The following is a 19,138-nucleotide window of genomic DNA, read 5'->3' as shown; positions in this document are numbered from 1 at the left end:
CCTTACCGAAACGGGTACATCCACCCTTTGTAGTCGTTCACCAGCACATGCGCCCTTTGGATCTGCTCCGGCGACATCTTCTTGACCACTTCCTCAAGGCTGATCGCGGCATCGGGATCGCCGCCAATGGCGCTGAGCGTGTACCACATATAGGCCCGCACCAGATCGGGCGCGGGTATGCCCAGACCAAGCTCATAATACCAGCCAACACCCGATTGCGCCCCCGGATGCCCCTTCATCGAGGCGCGCAAATACCATTCAAACGCCCGCTCGTAATCCTGCTCGACCCCAAGGCCCAGCCCGTACATCACCCCGATCAGCTCCTCGGCCTCGGCATTGCCGGACCGTGCCGCTGGCAACAGCTCCTCACGCGCGGCCTCAAATTCCCCAGCTTCCATCATGTCGCGCGCCTGTTCCAACTCGGCCAGCGCCGGGGATGCGAACAGGCAAAGGGCATATACAAACTGACGCACGGGGCTGCTTTCCTTCTGGCCGGGGCTGCAGCGGCGCAGGATTTGCCGCGCTCGCTGACGGATGCTGATTTCATCCCCTTTGATATGGAACAGGCCGCTATTGGTCATCAACTGTTTTACGATCCGATTCTGTCGGGCAACCAGAACATCAGCTGCGCCCATTGCCATCACCCGGAATTCGGCACCTCGGATGGGCTGTCTTTGGGCATCGGCGAAGGTGGAGAGGGTCTGGGCCCGGATCGCACACCCGGTACCGGGATCGATAGAATCCGCAAGCGCATTCCCCGCAATTCACCTGGGCTGTGGAACCTCGGCGCTAAGGACATCCACACAGTGTTTCACGATGGTCGCCTGAGCATATCGGATGTCTACGGCAACGGCTTCAATTCACCAGCGCAGGAATGGTTGCCCGAAGGGTTGAACTCATTGCTCGCCGCGCAGGCGCTGTTTCCCTTGACGTCGCAATTCGAGATGGCCGGGAATGTCGGCGAAAATCAGGTAACCGGAGCGGTCGCCGACCGAATCGATCTGGGCTGGCCCATTCTGGCCAAACGCGTCCGCACCAATCCGCGTTACGGACCGGCGATGATAAAGGCATTCGACGAAGTCGAAAACACCGAAGACATCACGATCACACAGATCGCCAATGCCCTGGCCGCATTCATGGCCATCGAATGGCGCAGCACCGACAGCCCGTTTGATCAGTATCTGGCGGGTGATACCACGGCGCTCACGGACACTCAGAAAGCCGGTATGAGCCTTTTCTATGGCAAGGCCAATTGCGCGACCTGCCATGCCGGCCCGCTGATGACAGACCAGAAATTTCATGCCTTGGGCCTGCCTCCCTTTGGCCCTGGACGAACCCGCCAATGGGACCCATACGCCCGCGATGTGGGCCGCATGGGCGAAAGCAACCGGATCGAGGATGCTTATCGCTTCCGCACCTCTATGCTCCGCAACGTCGCCCTGACCGCACCCTATGGCCATAATGGCGCCTTCCCCGATCTGGACACGATGATCCGCCACCATTTGAACCCGCAGGCCAGCCTTTCGAACTGGACACCGGACTCGGCGGCCCTGCCCGCGGTCCCGTGGCTGCAAAAAGCGGATTTTGTCGTCTGGCAAGACCGGTTCGAAACGCAGCGTGTGCGCAACACAATCGACATTTCCCCGGTGGTTCTTACCGACACGGAAATCAACACCCTCATCGCGTTCCTGAACGCCCTGACAGGCACGAGCTTGGACACACCGCCTTTTGGTGTGCCCAAAGATTTCAAGCCGTAAAGTGGCCCCCCCTTGTCGGGGGGGTGTTGTAGTTTTTTATTCGGCGGCGTCTTGGTATTCGGTCATTGGAGGGCATGTGCAGACGAGGTTTCGGTCGCCATATGCGTTGTCGACGCGGTTGACGGGGGACCAGTATTTGTCGACGCCCATGGAGCCTGGGGGGAAGCAGGCCTGTTCGCGGCTATAAGGCCGGTCCCAGTCACCGACCAGATCGCGCACCGTGTGGGGGGCGTTTTTCAGCGGGTTGTTGTCCGCGTCGATGGTGCCGTCGATGATGTCCTGTGCCTCAGCCCGGATCGAGAGCATGGCGTCGCAGAAGCGGTCCAGCTCGGCCTTGGGTTCCGATTCCGTGGGCTCGACCATCAGGGTGCCTGCCACCGGCCAGGACATGGTCGGCGCATGGAAGCCTGAATCGACCAGACGCTTGGCCACATCGTCGACGGTGACATGCGCCTCGGCGTCCAAGGGGCGGGTGTCGAGGATGCATTCATGCGCCACACGACCGGTCTCGGAGGTATAAAGGATGGGATAAGCATCCTTGAGACGCGCGGCGATGTAGTTGGCGTTCAGGATCGCCACTTTGGTCGCCTGCGTCAGACCCGCACCACCCATCAGCAGCACATAGGCCCATGAGACCGGCAGAATGGACGGAGACCCAAAGGGCGCGGCCGAGACCGGACCGACGGCGGTGCCATATTCCGGATGGCCGGGCAGATGCTCGGTCAGATGCGCCTTGACGCCGATCGGACCCATGCCGGGGCCACCGCCGCCATGGGGGATGCAGAAGGTCTTGTGCAGGTTCAGGTGGCTGACGTCACCGCCAATGTCACCCGGACGCGACAGGCCCACCATGGCGTTCATGTTGGCACCGTCGATATAGACCTGACCGCCATGGTCATGGGTGATCTGGCAGACCTCCTGCACGGTGGTCTCGAACACGCCATGGGTGGACGGATAGGTGATCATGCAGGCGGCCAGATAATCGGAGTGCTTCTCGGCCTTGGCGCGGAAGTCGTTCAGATCGATATTGCCATTCTCATCCGCCAGAACCGGCACCACCTGCCAGCCCACCATCTGGGCCGAGGCCGGGTTGGTGCCATGCGCCGAGGTTGGGATCAGGCAGACATTGCGCTGCCCTTCGCCGCGGGCGAAGTGGTAGTTGCGGATGGTCAAGAGACCCGCATATTCCCCCTGCGCGCCCGAGTTGGGCTGTTGGCTGATCGCGTCATAGCCGGTGATCTGGCACAGCTTGTCGTTCAGATCGGCAATCATCTCGTGATAACCCTGCGCCTGATCTTCGGGGCAGAACGGGTGCAGGTTGCCGAACTCGGGCCAGGTAACCGGGATCATCTCGATCGTGGCGTTCAGCTTCATGGTGCAGGACCCCAGCGGGATCATTGCCCGGTCCAGCGCCAGGTCGCGGTCGGCCAGACGGCGCATATAGCGGGTGATCTCGGCCTCGGCCCGGTTCTGGTGGAAGATCGGATGGGTCAGGTAGGCGCTTTCGCGCAGCGCGTAATCGGGCAGGCGATAAGCGACATTCGAGCTGTCATCCTGACGGTCGATGCCAAAGGCGCCCCAGACGGCCTCGATGGTCTCGGGCCGGGTCTGTTCGTCCAGACTGATGCCAACCTTGGTCTCGCCGACCTTGCGCAGGTTCACACCGCGCGCCACGGCGGCCTCCATCACTGTTGTCTGCAGGGGACCGACCTCAACCGTGATGGTATCGAAGAACACTTCCGGTTCAACGGCAAAGCCTGCCTCTTCCAGACCGGCGGCCAGGCGCGAGGTCTTGCGGTGCACCGATTGCGCGATGGCCTTGATGCCGTCGGGGCCATGATAGACTGCATACATTGAGGCAATGACAGCCAGCAACGCCTGCGCGGTACAGACGTTCGAGTTGGCTTTCTCACGCCGGATATGCTGTTCGCGGGTTTGCAGCGACAGGCGGTACGCCTTGTTGCCCCGGCTGTCGATGCTGACGCCGATGATCCGGCCGGGCATCGAGCGCTTCAGCTTGTCGGTGGTTGCCATATAGGCGGCGTGCGGGCCGCCATAGCCCATCGGCACACCAAAGCGCTGGGTCGAGCCGATGGCGATATCCGCACCCATCTCACCGGGGGATTTCAGCAGCGCCAGCGACAGGATGTCGGCAGCGACAATGGCGATGGCTTTATGTTCGTGCAGCGCCGCGATTTCCTTGGTGAAGTCGCGCACGTGACCATGGGTGCCGGGATATTGGAAGATCGCGCCAAAGACCGCGCCTGCGTCCAGCGTGTCCGGGTCGGCCACCTGCACGTCGATGCCCAGAGGCTCAGCGCGCGTTTTAATGACCGCGATGGTCTGCGGGTGGCAGTTTTTGTCGACAAAGAAAGCCGCGTTGTTGGCCTTGGACCGGCCGCCGCGCTTGGCCATGGCCATGGCTTCGGCAGCGGCGGTGGCTTCGTCCAGCAGCGAGGCGTTGGCCACGTCCAGCCCGGTCAGGTCGCTGACCATGGTCTGGAAGTTCAACAGCGCCTCAAGACGGCCCTGGCTGATCTCGGGCTGATAAGGTGTATAGGCGGTGTACCAGGCCGGGTTTTCCAGAATGTTGCGCAGGATCGGTGCAGGCGTGGTGGTGCCGTAATAGCCCTGACCGATCAGCGAGGTCAGAACTTTGTTCTTGCTCGCCACCTCTTTCATGTAGAACAGCGCATCGCGCTCGGTCATCGCCGGTCCCCAGTCCAGCGGCTCTTTCTGCCGGATCGCAGGCGGAACCGTGGCGTCGATCAGTTGGTCCAGCGTCTTGAAGCCGATCACCTTGAGCATGTCGCGCATCTCGGTCGGGCTGGGCCCGATATGGCGGCGGTTGGCGAAGTCATAGGCTTCGTAGTCGGTCAGTTTGAAGGCCATGTGTGCGCTCCTCAAGGAATGTCTCGCCCGGCCGCTGTGGCGGATGCCTCCGGCGTGGGGTGAGGGCCGTCTTGGAATCTGTCCAGTGGACAGATTCAGGCCCGAACGGGCGGAGCCCCAAATCAGCGGCTCCAGGTGAAAGAAGGGGCGAATCCGTGCAAGGACCCGCCGTTTGGGTTTATCCGATGAAGGCTTTGTAGCCCGCTTCGTCCATCAGATCTTCAAGCTGCGACGCGTCTGTGATCTTGATCTTGTAAATCCAGGCCTCGCCCTCGGGGTCGTCGTTCAGCGCGCCGGGATTGTCGGCCAGCGCCTCGTTGACCTCGGTGATCTCACCATCAACTGGCGCATAAAGCTCGGACGCCGCTTTGACGGATTCGATCACGCCAATCTCGCCATCCTTCTCGAACTCATCGCCCACCTCCTGCTGCTCGACAAAGACCACTTCGCCCAGCTGTTCAGCCGCGTGTTTGGTGATGCCCAGCGTGGCGGTGTCGCCCTCGACCATCAGCCATTCATGCTCTTCGGAATAATAGGTTGCCATGTCTCTCTCTCCTGGCTTCAACGCTTGTAATTCTGTGTGACAAAGGGCAGCGCCACGATCTGCGCCGGTTGCGCCTTGCCCCGGATGATCAGATTGACCTTTTCACCCGGCTCACCATGGCCTGCGGACACGTAGCCCATCGCCACCGGGCCACCCACCGTGGGGCCAAAGCTGCCCGAGGTGATCTGACCGATGGTGTTGCCGTTGCTGCACTGGATCTCAACACCCTGACGCGCCGGGGCGCGGCCATCGGGCTTGATGCCCACCAGCTTGCGCGCGGCACCCTCGGCCAGTTCGCGTTGCACGCGATCCGCGCCCGGGAAGCCGCCCTCTTCCTTGCGGCGTTTCTGAATGGCCCAGCCAAGGCTGGCTTCAATCGGCGAGGTGCTCTGGTCGATGTCATTGCCATAGAGGCACAGCCCGGCCTCCAGCCGCAGGCTGTCGCGTGCGCCCAGACCCGCAGGTTCGCACTCCTCATGCGCCAGGAAGGCGCGGGTGATCTCGATCGCCTTATCTTCGGGGATCGAAATCTCATACCCGTCCTCGCCGGTATAGCCCAGGCGCGAGATACGGCAGTCTACGCCGTTGATATCCGCCACGGTGGTTTCCATGAACTTCAGATCCCGCGCCGCGGGGCAGAGCGCGCCCACCACGTCTTCGGCTTTGGGACCCTGCACCGCAACCAGCGCCCGGTCGAAGATCTCGGTCACTTCAACGCCGTCCAGGTTCGCTTTCATATGCGGAATATCCTGATGGCGCAGCGCCGCGTTTACCACCACAAAGTAATGATCGCCCGCATTCGACACGATCAGGTCATCCATGATCCCGCCGTCCTCATTCGTAAAGAACCCGTACCGCGCCTTGCCTTCCTTCAGCGTCGCATAAGCCTGCGGGCACAAAGCTTCCAGCTTCTCGCCCACATTCTCACCGCGCAAAATCACCTGACCCATATGAGACACATCAAACACAGCCGCCTTCTCACGACACTGCTTATGCTCCCCCATGATCCCCAACGGATACTGAACAGGCATCTCCCAACCCGCAAAATCAACCAGCTTACCTCCCAACTCAACATGCAAAGAGTACAAAGGGGTGCGCTTCGGTGAAGTCATGGCGGGTACTGCCTTTCGTCTCTAATGGTCGCAACGCATGCGCATCAGTCTGACCCAAGCTGCAAAATTTGCAACGATTCAGCCCCGGATTCTGACAGTGGGGCTTTGTTGCGGCAAACCGGTATACGGGCGTATGCATTAATAATGTTCCTATAGGAAACTTTTTTCCGTTAGGCAACACTCGTTGCAATTGGCCCTGCGCTTCACCGAAATTAGTCAAAGGCGCGACCCCGCCAAGGATACTTACCCCAGGGTCAATACGCTGGGAAGTCTAGATATTCCATGTCTCTTATTCGGATCGCCCAGCCAAAGCTCTTACTGCATGTTCCAACACGCAAAGACCAGCGATCAGGTCATCCTCGGTCGTATCCTCGGCGAAATCATGGCTGATTCCATCGATCGAAGGCACAAACAGCATCGCAACTGGCATCAGGCGGGCGACATTGGTGGCGTCATGCAGCGCACCCGATGGCATTCCGCGCCAGTTCTCGGGTGAGACCTGTTCCGCACCAAGCTCCAACGCCGCGCGCAGGATCGGGTCCATGGCTACCGGCTCTAGCCCCAGCATCGGGCCGTAGCTGAGGGTCATGCTAAGCTCGTCCGCCACCTGCTGCGCGGTGGCTCGAATGATCTCCTCCATGCGGATCAGCCGGTCCCCATCGCCATCACGCCATTGCATCGAAAACCGGACGCGCCCTGGAACGATGGAGGAGGCATTGGGGTGCAAATCGACCCGCCCGATGGTCCAGACGGTCTGAGGGGTTACCACGTTGCGGAACCGGTCATTGAGCCGTGCGTTAAACAGAGACAAAGCCTGAAACGCATCACGCCGGAGATGCATCGGCGTGGTACCCGCATGGTTCTGTTGCCCTTCAAAGGTGATCGACATATCCCGGATTCCGACAATATCGGAGACAACACCGATTTGTTGACCCGCCGCGTCCAGCGCGGGGCCTTGTTCGATATGCATCTCGATGAAACCGCGGAACCGGGATGGTTCGACAAAACCCTTTGATAGCTCTGCCATCGCAGATCGAGCCGCGCCAAAGGTGATGCCAGAGCCGTCGGTCAGCTGATCGGCCTGTTCCAGCGGCAGCCCACCTGACCAGACAGCTGATCCGGTGGTCACGCCAAAGCGACCCTCTTCATCTTGAAAACTGACAACCGAGATCGGCTGATCGCTGGACCGCGCAATTTCAAGCGCGGCGATCACGCCCAGCGCCCCGTCCAACCAGCCGCCCTCGGGCTGGCTATCGGAATGTGATCCCATCAGCAACGACGTGCCCGGGGCAAGTCCAAACAGGTTCCCAACTGGATCAAAATGCGGCTCAAGCCCTGCTTCGCCCATACGACCCGCCAGCCATTTTCGTGCGGCAATATCCGCTGGGGAATAGGCAGGACGCACGACACCCTTGCCAATACCCGACGCCCCGAATTCGCGCAGCTTGTGCAGATCGGCCAGAAAACGATTTGGATCGATGCTCATAGGTCCTCCAAAAGCGCAGTTGCGGCAACCATAGCCAGAACGCATGAAGCTGTAAGGATTTTTTGCCACCAGAAGGAAACCCCTCTGGCCCCGGCCCGGAACCTGCCCTAAGACATCCGCATAAGAGGGACCGACATGTCACATATTACATTGGTGCGGCACGGGCAGGCCAACACGGCGGCGCGGGACGAGGCGAACTATGACAAGCTGAGCGATCTGGGGCATCAGCAGGCCCGTTGGTTGGGCGCGCATCTGCGCGACACGCGCAGCCATTATCCCCGCGTCTACAGCGGAACGCTGACCCGGCACGCCGAAACAGCGGCGAGCATGGAGCTAACCGACCCGATCCGTGACCCGCGGTTGAATGAGATCGAATACTTCACCCTCGCGCAATTGTTCGAGGATCAGCATGGTGTTGCCATCCCCACAGATCGCGAAGGCTTCGTAGAACACCTGCCCAAAACCTTTGCCGCCTGGGCCAACGGCGAGATCGAAAACGCACCCGAGACCTTTGAACAATTCGAAACCCGCGTCAGCGATGCGCTGCGGGACATCGGAACCGAAGGTGGGCCCGCCATCGTTGTCACCTCAGGCGGGTTGATCTCGATGGTGGTGCGGCAGGCGATGGGGCTGGATATCCCATCCATGGCCCGCGTCGCACTTGCCATCATGAACACGTCGATGCATCGTCTGCATCCGATTGGCGCGCATCTCAGCCCGGTTCTGTTCAACGCCGTTCCGCATCTGGAAACGCCTGATCGGCAATTCGCACAGACGCACCTGTAGGGAGCAGGAGTTCAATGAAGTATTTTGTGGCGGCCTTACTCACCGCATTCTTTGCAAACGGAGCCTGTGCTGAACCTGTAACGTACGAGTGCCAGCTGGAAGACGAGGAAGGCTACGGCTGGATCGCGCCCAACTACATCTTCGTAGTCGATACAGAAACTTCGAGCGCGACAAACGCCAGCAATCACTACGATTTCACAAAGACACGATTTAAGGTTGATCGAAAGGGACGGTACCGATTGTTCTGGAAAGCCAAACTTGGATCTAAATCTTCAGGCCAAAAGTTTGAAGTTCACTACACCGCGCATATCACTCCGACGGACAATACGATTCGAATGCGAGGAAAAATTATCAGTCACAAGTTTCGAAATAGGCCGATTGGAAGCGGCACATGCCGAATCCGAAGCTGAAGCCTCACGTGGCAAATTCAGTGCCAATTGCTTTGAACAGTTAGAAACCTTCAGGCCAATTCAGGAGACCCCGATGCAGCTCTATTACGCCCCTCGCACCATCTCGGTTGCCATTGCCATCGCTCTGGAAGAGGCGGGGCTGGACTATGAGGCCATCAAGCTGGATTTCGCCGGGGGCGAGCAGACCAAACCGGCCTACAAACAGATCAATCCTAAGGGTCGGGTTCCTGCGCTGGCGGTCGACGGAGGCATCCTGACCGAGACCGGCGCGCTGTTGGAGTTCATCGCGGCCAAAGCGCCTGAGGCCGGGTTGGTGCCTGCCGATCCGGTGATGGCCGCCCGAATGCGCGAGGTGATGTTCTACCTCGCCTCGACCATGCATGTGAACCATGCGCACAAGCAGCGTGGCCACCGTTGGGCGGATAAGGAATCCAGCTGGAAGGATATGACGGCCAAGGTCGCGGAGACAATGACTGCATCTTGTGACTACATCTCAGCCAACGGGCTGCGCGGGCCTTTTGTGCTGGGCGAAGTGGTCTCGCTGGCGGATGCTTACCTTTACGTGGTGTGCAGCTGGCTTGAGGGCGACGGGGTAGATGTTTCGGCCTTTACCAAAATTGTCGCTTTCCGTGAAGCGATGGAGGCGCGGGCGTCGGTTCAGGCCGTGCGCGCCGCCGGAATGCTCTGAGCAAAGGACACTGCATGACACATCTGTGGGTCCGGGCAGAACAGCGCCCGAACGAGGAACGGGTCGGTCTGACCCCCAAAGGCGCGGCCACGCTGATCGCAGCGGGTATCCGCGTGACAGTCGAAGAAAGCTCGGTCCGCGCTATTCCGATTGATGGGTACAAAGACGTAGGCTGCGAGATCGCGACCGAAAATTCCTGGCCCAAAGCCCCATTGGATGCAATCATCTTTGGCCTCAAGGAATTGCCCGAAGATGGCTCGCCCCTGCCTCACCGCCACATTATGTTTGGCCATGCCTATAAGGGTCAGCATTCGGGCCGCGCGCTGTTGCAGCGGTTCAAGGCGGGCGGCGGTACGCTATACGACCTGGAATATCTGGTCGATGAAGATGGCCGCCGTGTTGCCGCCTTTGGATACTGGGCGGGCTATGCCGGGGCGGCTGTCACCCTGAAAACATGGGCCGCGCAGCAACGCGGCGAAGAATGTCCGCCTGTGGGCGTGTACTCTGACAAAGACGCCCTCAACACAGAACTATTGGCCGAGTTGGACGCCATCGGTACCGACCGCCCCCGCGCCATCGTCATCGGCGCCCTTGGCCGCGTGGGCACCGGGGCAGCCGATCTGTGCGAAGCGATGGGCGTCAGCGTCACCAAATGGGACATGGCGGAAACCGCCAGCGGAGGACCATTCCCAGAAATCTTGGATCACGACCTGTTCCTGAACTGCATCTTCGCGCGCCCCGGCACACCGGTCTTTGTCCCGCGCGAGGCATTGACCGCACCCCGCAACCTGACCGCCATTGGCGACGTGGCCTGCGACCCGGACAGCGACTATAACCCGGTGCCGGTCTATGACCGCGCCACCACATGGGAGGCCCCCGCCCTGCGTGTGGCCGCAGACCCGGTGATGGACGTGATGGCCATCGACAACTTGCCCTCGATGCTGCCCGTCGAAAGCTCGCAAGACTACGCCGCGCAATTGCTGCCCTCTCTGCTGACGCTCACCGATCTGGACAGCGGCGTCTGGGGTCGGGCAGAAGCAACTTACAAAACGCATATCGAAGGGATCTGAACGATGACGATTCACTGGTGTGGCACCGGCCTGTCGGCCATCCCCGGCCTGCGCCGCCTGATCGAAGGCGGTCACAAGGTCACTGTCTGGAACCGAACCATCGAAAAGGCCAAAGCCGAGGTCGGCGACCTGACCGACGACATCCGCGCCTTCGACATCGACGCTCTGGGCGCGGTGCTGGAAGAGGGCGACGTGATCGTCTCGATGCTACCGGGCGACTGGCACGTGCCACTGGCGGAACTGGCCATTTCGAAACAGGCCAATTTTGTCTCGTCGTCCTACATCGCCCCCGAGATGCGCGCATTGAACGACAAGGCACGCGAGGCTGGTGTGGCTTTGGTCAACGAGGTCGGGCTGGACCCGGGCATCGACCACCTGATGGCGCACGCTTTGGTGGCCGACTACCGCGCCTCGGACGCTTTTGATGCGCAGAACCACCTCAGCTTTACCTCTTATTGCGGCGGCATCCCCAAGAACCCGAACCCGTTCCGCTATAAGTTCAGCTGGTCGCCCTTGGGTGTTCTCAAAGCTCTGCGGTCTCCGTCGAAATCCATCCGCGACTATGCCCCGCTGGTCGTCGCCCGCCCCTGGGACGCAATCAGCAGCTATATCGCGCCGCTGCCAACCCCCGAGAGCTTTGAGGTCTACCCAAATCGCGACTCGCTGCCCTTCATGGCCGAATACCAGTTTGAGGATCACTGGCCGGTTAAAGAGTTCGTCCGCGGCACCCTGCGCCTGAACGGCTGGACCGACGCCTGGGCCGACGTATTCACGGAGATCGAAACCCTCTCAGGCCCCGAAGGTGACGCGCGTCTGAAAGAGATGTCGGACCAGTTCTGGGCCGAAAACGCCTATGACGAAGGCGAGCCCGACCGCGTAGTGCTGTGCGTCGGCCTGAAAGCTGAGAAAGACGGCATTGAAGTCTGGCACAAAACCTATGTGATGGACGCCTGGGGCGACGAACGCGGCACCGCCATGGCCCGCTTGGTGTCGATCCCGGTGTCATTGGCCATCGAGGCCGTCCTGAACCGCGCGATACCGGCTGGCGTTCACGCAGCCCCAAGCGATCCGAAACTTGTCCAAGACTGGATGGGCGAAATCGACACCCTGGCCCAGCACCTGCAGATTGTGGATCACTTGGCCTGACACCACCTGCCAGAGCAGGCCGACCAATCCTTCTTCTGTTCAAAAATACCTCGGGGAGCTCGAGGGGCTGGCCCCTCGCTCCCAACACAAACAAAGTGCTACATCAGATCGTTTTCCACATCCTCGGCCGAAATCCCCAACGCATCCAGTCCGTTCTCTAGATGATCCGACAGATGCGGCGTTCCGATCAGGTAGTCAGCACAGGGGGTTGAGGCCTCGGATCTTGCGGTTGCGACAGCCTCAGCCAAATCCTCGGCAAAAAAGCTTTCGCGCCCGATCCACATGATGGCGACCAGCTCGGCCTGCTCATCCTCGCTCATCCGGTCGACAAAGGCGCGCAGCTCTCCTTCGGCACGGTCCAATTCACGGCCCATCATGGCGACCTGGGCGACTTTTCTTGCCGAGATTTCCAGCATGTTTCCAGCTCCTTCTGTTCGCGGTCTCAGAGCATCAGACCCGTTCTAAAGGCCCGAGTCTTTGATCTTACGCAAACAAAAGCCCGCCTAGTGCCGACTGCGCGATACCGGGTGATCCGGCACCGGGGTGGTGCGGAACGGGCGAAACCGGGCTTTCTTGAGCCGAAGCTTCAGCGCTTGCCAAACGATCAGGGCAAATGTCCGCCGCGCCCCAAAAGGCCGGCGCAGCAGTGACCACAGGATCGTACGATTGGTCAGTGGCTGGCGTGGCCCGGTCAAAGTGGCAATCAGCCCCCCACCCTTACGTTCGTAGTCAATCCAGACGCCCACGCGATCAGGGCGATAGTCAAACCGGAACGTATAGCTTCCTTCGATCTGCTGGAACGGAGACACATGCATCAGCTTGTCCGCCACCACACGGTCAGACGGGCCAATAGGCGAAAAATCCTGCTTATGGCAGACATAGCTGTGACGGGTTCCAAAGGTATTGGTGACCTCGGCAACCACCACGTACAGCTGCGCGTCAGTGTCAAAGCAAAGCCAAAAGCTGACAGGGTTGAACACATGGCCCAACACGCGAGGCTGCGTCAGCAACATGATCTGCGCAGGCTGCGGCACCTCCAATTCATCAAAGCGGGCACGCAACCAGCTTGCACCGGCACCTTGCTTTGGCACGCCTCCGTGATCGGTACGCCGCCAGTTGAAGATATTCGCACGATCCATCGAAAACAGCAGGGGTGTTATCAACTGCGCCTCGGGATCGAACAGGATGTAGTCAACAGAGTATCGGAACGCATTTTCAATCGCACCTTTGCGACCATGATATGTATGGCCTGCGATATGGTCGATTCTCTTCATGTCGTCGCGTATCCTGTCTGACCCGTAAACCGTTAAAATAGCGCTCTTTTCCTCAAAGAGCTGACATACCCAATACGAATCCTAGCGCGGATTGGATTATTTTGTCTCAGGAAAGTGATCCGCCTTGGGCCGCCCCGCGTAATGTGGTTATGTTTACCGAGATCAATACCGTGACCTTGGACGAACCTGCGGCTGAACAGGCCGCCCCTCAGCCTTGGCGCGCGAAGAAACGCATCAAGGGTAGACAGGTGAACGGAACGAACGGCAGTTGCGACACCAGGACCGAGTGGGTGGACCAAGTCAGGCGTATCCGGGATGCGCAGGACCAGGCGGCTTTTGCCGAGCTGTTCCAGCATTTCGCGCCACGTATCAAGGCGTTCCTGATGAAATCAGGGTCCGACGCCACGATGGCCGAAGAATGCGCACAAGAGGTGATGGCAACCTTGTGGCACAAGGCCCATCTGTTCGATCCATCGCGGGCCACAGTGGCCACCTGGGTGTTTACGATTGCTCGGAACAAACGCATTGACGTCCTGCGCAAGCAGCGCCGCCCCGAACCCGAGGAACTGGGATGGGGCCCCGAGGCCGAGCCTGATCAGGACGATGTCCTTGCGTTACAACAAGAAACCGCGCAGCTGCGCACCGCCCTATCGGCGTTGCCAGACGCGCAGAGACAGCTGATCGAGAAGGCGTACTTCGGAGATCTGAGCCATCGAGAGATTGCATCTCAGACCGGATTACCGCTGGGCACGATCAAATCACGGATACGGCTGGCGCTGGACCGCTTGCGCCATGCGATGAATTGAGATGAGTAATATGAGCAACCCGATCAAACATCACCTGACGGATGATCTGCTGATGGCCTACGCAGCTGGCACTCTGCCTGAAGCGTTCGACCTGATGGTCGCCACCCATCTGTCGCTATGCGACCACTGTCGCGCGCGCGCTGAAAGCTTTGACGCCGTGGGCGGTCATGTGCTTGAGGATCAGTCAGACAGCATTGGCATGAGCGATACGTCACTTGCGGCCACCATGGCTTTGATCGCCCAAGGCGCACCGACCCCCAAGCCCGCAAAACCGGGCTGCGCCGTCCTGCCGACACCACTGCAAGATTATGTTGGCGGAACCGTGGATGACATCCAGTGGAAATCCATTGGTATGGGCGTGAAGCAAGCAATCCTGCCCACGTCCAAGGATGCCACTGCGCGGCTGCTTTTCATTCCCGCAGGCGTTGCCGTGCCAGATCACGGACATCACGGGACCGAGTTGACCATGGTTTTGCAAGGCGCCTTCTCGGATGAGGTCGATCGCTTTGCCCGTGGCGATGTTGAGATTGCGGATGAGGATCTGGAGCATACGCCTGTGGCCGACATGTCAGAGGATTGCATCTGCTTGGCCGTCACAGACGCGCCATTGAAGTTCAATAAGCTGATGCCCCGGCTGTTCCAGCCTTTCCTGCGTATCTGACACGCAGTCAGGCGCTGCAATCCCGCCGGGGTATTCCGTATACATCCAACGCACCGCTGCGCCCGCGTACCTCTACCGGGGGTAGCGATATCAGTTCGGTATCAGACACCGAGGCACCCGCGGCGTCGATCAAAGCGGAGGACATAATCAGGGCCATGTCCGCCGAACGCGTCAGGCTTTCCAGCCGGGCCGCAATGTTGACCGTGTCACCAAACACCGAATACTCCAGCCGCTCCTGATCACCGATCACACCGACAAAAACCTCACCCCAATGCAGGCCGATGCCCGTTTCCAGCGTGGGCAGGTCCGCGTGCCTGCGCTCGATACTCCAATCGCGCATCTCGTGTGATAGCCCCAGCCCGCATCGCAAACACCGTTCAGCCGCGCGATGGCCCTCAAAAACGATCATGACCGCATCCCCGATGAATTTGTCGATGATGCCATTCTCTTGCCGAACCACCTTTGAGACACGGCTGCGATAAGAAGTAATTAGCTCGGACACCTGCTCGGGCTGCAAGTTTTGCGATAAGGTCGTAAAGCCGCGCAGGTCTATGAAAATCACGCCGGCCAGCTGCCGCCGCCCCTGTTTCAGCGCTGACAAACCGCTTTCGCCCAGATCTCCGACCACTTGCGCAGGCAGATATCGAGTCAGGTTCGCGCGGCGTTGCGCTTCGGTCACCGACTGAAACAGCAGGGCATTTACGCGATAGGCGGCAACGATCAGAACCACACCCGCAAGCGTGATCATGAACAGACGGATCAGGTTGGGTGGCGGCGACAGGAACAGCCAGATGGGATTTGTATCTTGCCCCCGCGAGAGCCCCGCATCCTGACCGATCAAATATAATAGCCCCAGAACAAGCAGCGCAACTTGCAGCGCCATGACCTTGGGGTTGCCGCGCAAAACGCCAAAGGCCAGCACGACAGGCACCAGCCACACCGCTGGCAGCACAAAAATCACGTCCCCTGACAGGCCGACATTGCGCATGCCCACCCAGACATTGAAAACCAGAAAAAGCGCATCTGCTGCGGAAACCGGCCAAGCCATCCAACCGGCAAAGCGCTGTTGTCGTGCAACAGTCCATGTGACCAGGCCCAGCGCAAAATAGGCAAACATCGTGCCAAGGGCGGATACCCATTGCCGTTCCAACACGGCATGACCCGTATTCTGAACCGGTTGCACGGTGACCAGAAAGAACACGCCTAGGCCAAAGGCCACCAGCATACGCAACAGACCAACGATCTGTTCGGCATCCTGCTCAGCTTTGCCCAGCAACTCGGCAATCTCTGACGGCGGAGTGTCTTGTGCCATATCTCTGCCAGTGCGCCCCTTGATCTTGCGACGCCGATTCAGGCGCAGGCTTAGCCTTCTTGGCGCGCCAGTGGAACAACGTCATGCGAGTCGTCCGGAGCTAACTCCTCAAAGTCGAAATTGTCCAGTCGGCGTGCCCTGCGCCCGGCCTTGTCAGCACTGATCTTGATCTCCGAGATATCCTTGGCTGCCTGTCCGAAATGACGATCCAGATTGGTCACCCGATCGCCCAGACGTTCGACATCCTTGTGTAGCGCACCCAGTTCCTTGCGGATTGCCCCGGCCTGTTCGCGCATGCGGGCATCCTTCAGGATCGCGCGCATCGTGTTCAGCGTCGCCATGCAGGTGGTGGGTGAAACGATCCAGACACGCTTGTTAAAGCTTTCCTGCACCAGTTCGGGGAACTTGGCGTGTAGCTCGGCATAGACGGCCTCGGACGGCAGGAACATCAGCGCGCCATCGGCGGTTTCGCCATCCAGAATGTATTTCTCGGCAATGTCGTTTATGTGCTTGCGTACGGTGCTGCGGAACATCTGCAGCGCCGCTTTCAGCTCCATATCATTGGTCGAGCCAATAAGCGCTTCGTAGGCCTCCAACGGGAATTTGCTATCGATCACGATGGGGCCCGGCGGGTTCGGCAGATGGATCAGGCAGTCGGCGCGCCGCCCGTTCGACAGCGTTGCCTGCAACTGAAAGCTGTCTGACGGCAGCGCCTTAGAGACGATGTCATTCAACTGAATTTCACCAAACGCGCCGCGCGTCTGTTTGTTCGACAGGATATCCTGCAGCGAAAGTACATCACCAGACAGTTTGGTGATATTGTCCTGCGCCTTGTCGATGGCCGACAGACGTTCCTGCAATTGGGTCAGCGAGGTTGCCGTCTGTTTCGACGAGCCATGCAGCGATTCCTTCATCCGTTCCTGCATCTCGGCCAGCGCACGCGCCGATTTCATCGCGTTATCGGCCAGCCGATCGTTCATTTGCTGCTGGACCGAGGACAGGCGCGCCTCGACCGTCTGAATCACCTGCACCTGCGCATTGGCCTGCGTGTCCGAAACATGCTGCAATCCACCGCGCAACTGTTCCTGCCCCTGCCCCAACTGCTGCACATGCTGACCCAGATGCGCCATCTGCCGCGCCAGCGGTTCTGTCATCCGGGCCGAGCGATTGGCCGCGCGCAGCGACAGGAACAACATCAGCACGATCAGCAGGATAACCCCACCAACGGTCAGAAGAACCGGGTCATTTATTGGGATCTGTACGCCTGCGATCTGGATCATGTGATTCAATATGTTCTCGTTTTGTTTCGATCTTTTTAACGGGTCTGGAGCATCGGATCAACTACGCCCGAACAGCCGCTCGATATCGCTCAGTTTCAATTCCACGTAAGTGGGCCGACCGTGGTTGCATTGGCCGGAATGGGGTGTCGCCTCCATCTCGCGCAGCAGGGCGTTCATCTCTTCTGCGCGCATCCGGCGACCCGAGCGGATCGAGCCGTGGCAGGCCACCCGGCTCAGGATCGCCTCGATCTTGGCCTGCACCATCTGGCTTTCACCCTGATCGGCCAGTTCGTCGAGGATATCCAGTATCATCTCGCGGGCATTGACCTCACCCAAAATGGCCGGGGTCTCGCGCACGGCGATGGCCCCGCCACCGAACGGTTCAAGCGTCAACCCAAAGCGCGACAGGTCATCGGCAACGGCCATTAGGCGGGCGCAGTCGCCCTCGGACAGTTCCACGATCTCGGGGATCAACAGCGCCTGCGCAACGACACCGTTCTCGGCCATCTGAGCCTTGAGTTTCTCGTAGACCAGCCGTTCATGCGCAGCGTGCTGGTCGACAATCACCATGCCATCGGCGGTCTGAGCAATGATGTAATTCTCATGAACCTGTCCGCGAGCCGCACCCAGAGGCAGGTCCTGCGCCGGTGGTTCTTCGGCGACAGGTTCGGCACGGGTCGTCTCGACAATACTGCCAGTGTAATCATTGGCCAGCTCGGCAAAGCCCGGTGACTGCGCCCGGTACGCGGCCTGGCGCGCCGCAGGGGAAGGCCGATCCATCTGATAGACCCGCGCCGGGGTCGCCTGTGCCGGTTCCGGACGCATCGCCCCAAGCGTTGCATTGGCCACGGTCGAGGACGCACGATGACCCGCCTCAGCCAGCGCATGGCGCAGGCTGGACACGATCAGCCCGCGCGCAAGGCCCGGATCCCGGAACCTCACTTCGGACTTGGCCGGATGGACATTCACATCCACCAGTGTTGGATCGCAATCAATGAACAACGCCGCCGCCGGATGGCGATCCCGGCTGAGGAAATCGAAATAGGCCGCGCGCAAGGCACCTGACAGCATCTTGTCCCGAACCGGGCGGCCATTGACGAACAGATACTGCGCCACCGCCGCGCCACGGGAATAGGTCGGCAGGGCAGCGTAGCCATAAAGCCGGATACCTTCACGCGTGGCATCGATGCGCAGGGCGTTTTCGGCAAACTCACGGCCAATGACGCGGGCCAGACGGGCGTGCAGCGCATCAAACAGATCGCCATTCTCGCGGTCAGCACGGAACGTCACACGCCCCTCGCCGCCGCCTGAAACATCGCGAAGGGTAAACGTCACCGAAGGTTCCGCCATTGCCAGCCGTTTCACCGTATCGGTGATCGCCTGCCCCTCGGCCCGATCGGTGCGCATGAACTTCAACCGGGCGGGCGTGGCGTAGAACAGATCGCGCAGCTCAACCACCGTGCCCACGCGCAGGGCTGCAGGTTTCACCGCCTCCATCTTGCCGCCAGCCACGTGGATTTGAGCGGCCTCGGCACCGGGCGCTCGGCTGGTGATCGTCAAACGCCCTACAGCGCCGAGCGAGGGCAGAGCCTCGCCTCGGAACCCGAATGTATGGATGTTCAGCAGGTCCGACCCGTCAATTTTCGAGGTCGCATGCCGCGACAAGGCCAGCGGCAAATCCTGGGCGGAGATACCGCAGCCATCATCCGTGACCCGGATCAGGGTCTTGCCACCGTCCGAGATATCTATGGCCACCCGGCTGGCGCCAGCATCAATGGCATTCTCGACCAGTTCCTTCACAGCCGACGCCGGGCGTTCCACCACCTCGCCTGCTGCGATCCGATTGATCGCCGCATCGTCGAGTTGCCGAATAACCGGGCGAATGTCGCTGATATTGGGGCTTGCATGCGCCAT

The 19,138-nt window shown here is 60.1% G+C and carries 17 protein-coding genes; 7 read left to right on the top strand and 10 right to left on the bottom strand.

The window, feature by feature from the left end; all coding sequences use genetic code 11:
- Nucleotides 1–2: 2 nt before the first annotated feature.
- Nucleotides 3–473, bottom strand: coding sequence for a tetratricopeptide repeat protein (locus ABLN87_RS08085; protein WP_353008871.1), 471 nt, complete (start codon nucleotides 471–473; stop codon nucleotides 3–5).
- Between the two features lie 42 nt (nucleotides 474–515).
- Here ABLN87_RS08085 and ABLN87_RS08080 point away from each other — a divergent pair, with 42 nt between their 5' ends.
- On the top strand, nucleotides 516–1,757 hold the full coding sequence (locus ABLN87_RS08080) for a cytochrome-c peroxidase (protein WP_353008868.1): 1,242 nt from the start codon (nucleotides 516–518) through the stop codon (nucleotides 1,755–1,757).
- 36 nt (nucleotides 1,758–1,793) lie between these two features.
- Here ABLN87_RS08080 and gcvP read toward each other — a convergent pair whose 3' ends face one another.
- The 4 genes from gcvP to ABLN87_RS08060 form a co-directional block, all read right to left on the bottom strand.
- Entirely contained in the window at nucleotides 1,794–4,649 is a 2,856-nt protein-coding gene (gcvP, locus tag ABLN87_RS08075) for an aminomethyl-transferring glycine dehydrogenase (RefSeq protein WP_353008600.1), read from the bottom strand.
- Between the two features lie 178 nt (nucleotides 4,650–4,827).
- On the bottom strand, nucleotides 4,828–5,193 hold the full coding sequence (gene gcvH, locus ABLN87_RS08070; RefSeq protein ID WP_353008599.1) for a glycine cleavage system protein GcvH: 366 nt from the start codon (nucleotides 5,191–5,193) through the stop codon (nucleotides 4,828–4,830).
- A gap of 17 nt (nucleotides 5,194–5,210) precedes the next feature.
- A complete protein-coding gene (gcvT, locus tag ABLN87_RS08065) occupies nucleotides 5,211–6,305 on the bottom strand; it encodes a glycine cleavage system aminomethyltransferase GcvT (protein ID WP_353008867.1) in 1,095 nt (364 codons plus the stop codon).
- Nucleotides 6,306–6,594: 289 nt separating this feature from the next.
- Nucleotides 6,595–7,791, bottom strand: coding sequence for a Zn-dependent hydrolase (locus ABLN87_RS08060; RefSeq protein ID WP_353008864.1), 1,197 nt, complete (start codon nucleotides 7,789–7,791; stop codon nucleotides 6,595–6,597).
- Between the two features lie 135 nt (nucleotides 7,792–7,926).
- Here ABLN87_RS08060 and ABLN87_RS08055 point away from each other — a divergent pair, with 135 nt between their 5' ends.
- The 4 genes from ABLN87_RS08055 to ABLN87_RS08040 all read left to right on the top strand — a co-directional run bounded on the left by ABLN87_RS08055 (nucleotide 7,927) and on the right by ABLN87_RS08040 (nucleotide 11,891).
- Nucleotides 7,927–8,577 (top strand): histidine phosphatase family protein, encoded by a 651-nt coding sequence (locus tag ABLN87_RS08055; protein WP_353008862.1) that lies wholly within the window; start codon nucleotides 7,927–7,929, stop codon nucleotides 8,575–8,577.
- A 483-nt stretch (nucleotides 8,578–9,060) separates the two neighbouring features.
- Complete coding sequence (locus tag ABLN87_RS08050; protein ID WP_353008861.1) at nucleotides 9,061–9,675, top strand: glutathione S-transferase family protein; 615 nt, start codon at nucleotides 9,061–9,063, stop codon at nucleotides 9,673–9,675.
- A 14-nt stretch (nucleotides 9,676–9,689) separates the two neighbouring features.
- Nucleotides 9,690–10,745, top strand: coding sequence for a saccharopine dehydrogenase (locus ABLN87_RS08045; RefSeq protein ID WP_353008860.1), 1,056 nt, complete (start codon nucleotides 9,690–9,692; stop codon nucleotides 10,743–10,745).
- Between the two features lie 3 nt (nucleotides 10,746–10,748).
- Nucleotides 10,749–11,891 carry a saccharopine dehydrogenase family protein gene (locus ABLN87_RS08040; protein WP_353008858.1) on the top strand — a complete coding sequence of 381 codons (1,143 nt, stop codon included), beginning with the start codon at nucleotides 10,749–10,751 and terminating at the stop codon, nucleotides 11,889–11,891.
- A 98-nt stretch (nucleotides 11,892–11,989) separates the two neighbouring features.
- On the opposite strand, the gene ABLN87_RS08035 is transcribed toward ABLN87_RS08040, so the two are convergent.
- Entirely contained in the window at nucleotides 11,990–12,307 is a 318-nt protein-coding gene (locus tag ABLN87_RS08035) for a DUF3775 domain-containing protein (protein WP_353008856.1), read from the bottom strand.
- Between the two features lie 87 nt (nucleotides 12,308–12,394).
- Nucleotides 12,395–13,165: a DUF1365 domain-containing protein gene (locus ABLN87_RS08030; protein ID WP_353008854.1), complete on the bottom strand. Its 771-nt coding sequence runs from the start codon at nucleotides 13,163–13,165 to the stop codon at nucleotides 12,395–12,397.
- 149 nt (nucleotides 13,166–13,314) lie between these two features.
- On the opposite strand from ABLN87_RS08030, the gene ABLN87_RS08025 reads away from it, so the two are divergent.
- The gene (locus ABLN87_RS08025; RefSeq protein ID WP_353009261.1) at nucleotides 13,315–13,971 is read left to right on the top strand and encodes a sigma-70 family RNA polymerase sigma factor; all 657 of its coding nucleotides are present in this window, start codon (nucleotides 13,315–13,317) and stop codon (nucleotides 13,969–13,971) included.
- Nucleotides 13,972–13,981: 10 nt separating this feature from the next.
- Nucleotides 13,982–14,632 carry a ChrR family anti-sigma-E factor gene (locus ABLN87_RS08020; RefSeq protein WP_170534546.1) on the top strand — a complete coding sequence of 217 codons (651 nt, stop codon included), beginning with the start codon at nucleotides 13,982–13,984 and terminating at the stop codon, nucleotides 14,630–14,632.
- Between the two features lie 7 nt (nucleotides 14,633–14,639).
- On the opposite strand, the gene ABLN87_RS08015 is transcribed toward ABLN87_RS08020, so the two are convergent.
- Genes ABLN87_RS08015 through mutL form a run of 3 tightly spaced genes read right to left on the bottom strand, consistent with a single transcriptional unit; the run spans nucleotide 14,640 to nucleotide 19,138 of the window.
- On the bottom strand, nucleotides 14,640–15,944 hold the full coding sequence (locus ABLN87_RS08015) for an adenylate/guanylate cyclase domain-containing protein (RefSeq protein WP_353008852.1): 1,305 nt from the start codon (nucleotides 15,942–15,944) through the stop codon (nucleotides 14,640–14,642).
- Between the two features lie 50 nt (nucleotides 15,945–15,994).
- Complete coding sequence (locus tag ABLN87_RS08010; protein ID WP_353008849.1) at nucleotides 15,995–17,224, bottom strand: DNA recombination protein RmuC; 1,230 nt, start codon at nucleotides 17,222–17,224, stop codon at nucleotides 15,995–15,997.
- A 57-nt stretch (nucleotides 17,225–17,281) separates the two neighbouring features.
- Nucleotides 17,282–19,138, bottom strand: a complete 1,857-nt coding sequence (mutL, locus tag ABLN87_RS08005) for a DNA mismatch repair endonuclease MutL (protein ID WP_353008848.1) — start codon at nucleotides 19,136–19,138, stop codon at nucleotides 17,282–17,284.

The sequence above is a fragment of the Ruegeria sp. SCP10 genome, from assembly GCF_040329495.1.
GTDB lineage: Bacteria > Pseudomonadota > Alphaproteobacteria > Rhodobacterales > Rhodobacteraceae > Ruegeria.
The sequence above is the reverse complement of the archived record's forward strand: the minus strand, read 5'-3'. Positions and strand labels throughout refer to the sequence as shown.

Coding starts and splice junctions, on each gene's coding strand:
- gcvP (WP_353008600.1), bottom strand. CDS start 4,649: ATGGCCTTCAAACTGACCGACTACGAAGCCTATGACTTCGCCAACCGC.
- gcvH (WP_353008599.1), bottom strand. CDS start 5,193: ATGGCAACCTATTATTCCGAAGAGCATGAATGGCTGATGGTCGAGGGC.
- gcvT (WP_353008867.1), bottom strand. CDS start 6,305: ATGACTTCACCGAAGCGCACCCCTTTGTACTCTTTGCATGTTGAGTTG.
- ABLN87_RS08060 (WP_353008864.1), bottom strand. CDS start 7,791: ATGAGCATCGATCCAAATCGTTTTCTGGCCGATCTGCACAAGCTGCGC.
- ABLN87_RS08055 (WP_353008862.1), top strand. CDS start 7,927: ATGTCACATATTACATTGGTGCGGCACGGGCAGGCCAACACGGCGGCG.
- ABLN87_RS08050 (WP_353008861.1), top strand. CDS start 9,061: ATGCAGCTCTATTACGCCCCTCGCACCATCTCGGTTGCCATTGCCATC.
- ABLN87_RS08045 (WP_353008860.1), top strand. CDS start 9,690: ATGACACATCTGTGGGTCCGGGCAGAACAGCGCCCGAACGAGGAACGG.
- ABLN87_RS08040 (WP_353008858.1), top strand. CDS start 10,749: ATGACGATTCACTGGTGTGGCACCGGCCTGTCGGCCATCCCCGGCCTG.
- ABLN87_RS08035 (WP_353008856.1), bottom strand. CDS start 12,307: ATGCTGGAAATCTCGGCAAGAAAAGTCGCCCAGGTCGCCATGATGGGC.
- ABLN87_RS08030 (WP_353008854.1), bottom strand. CDS start 13,165: ATGAAGAGAATCGACCATATCGCAGGCCATACATATCATGGTCGCAAA.
- ABLN87_RS08025 (WP_353009261.1), top strand. CDS start 13,315: ATGTTTACCGAGATCAATACCGTGACCTTGGACGAACCTGCGGCTGAA.
- ABLN87_RS08020 (WP_170534546.1), top strand. CDS start 13,982: ATGAGCAACCCGATCAAACATCACCTGACGGATGATCTGCTGATGGCC.
- ABLN87_RS08015 (WP_353008852.1), bottom strand. CDS start 15,944: ATGGCACAAGACACTCCGCCGTCAGAGATTGCCGAGTTGCTGGGCAAA.
- ABLN87_RS08010 (WP_353008849.1), bottom strand. CDS start 17,224: ATGATCCAGATCGCAGGCGTACAGATCCCAATAAATGACCCGGTTCTT.
- mutL (WP_353008848.1), bottom strand. CDS start 19,138: ATGGCGCATGCAAGCCCCAATATCAGCGACATTCGCCCGGTTATTCGG.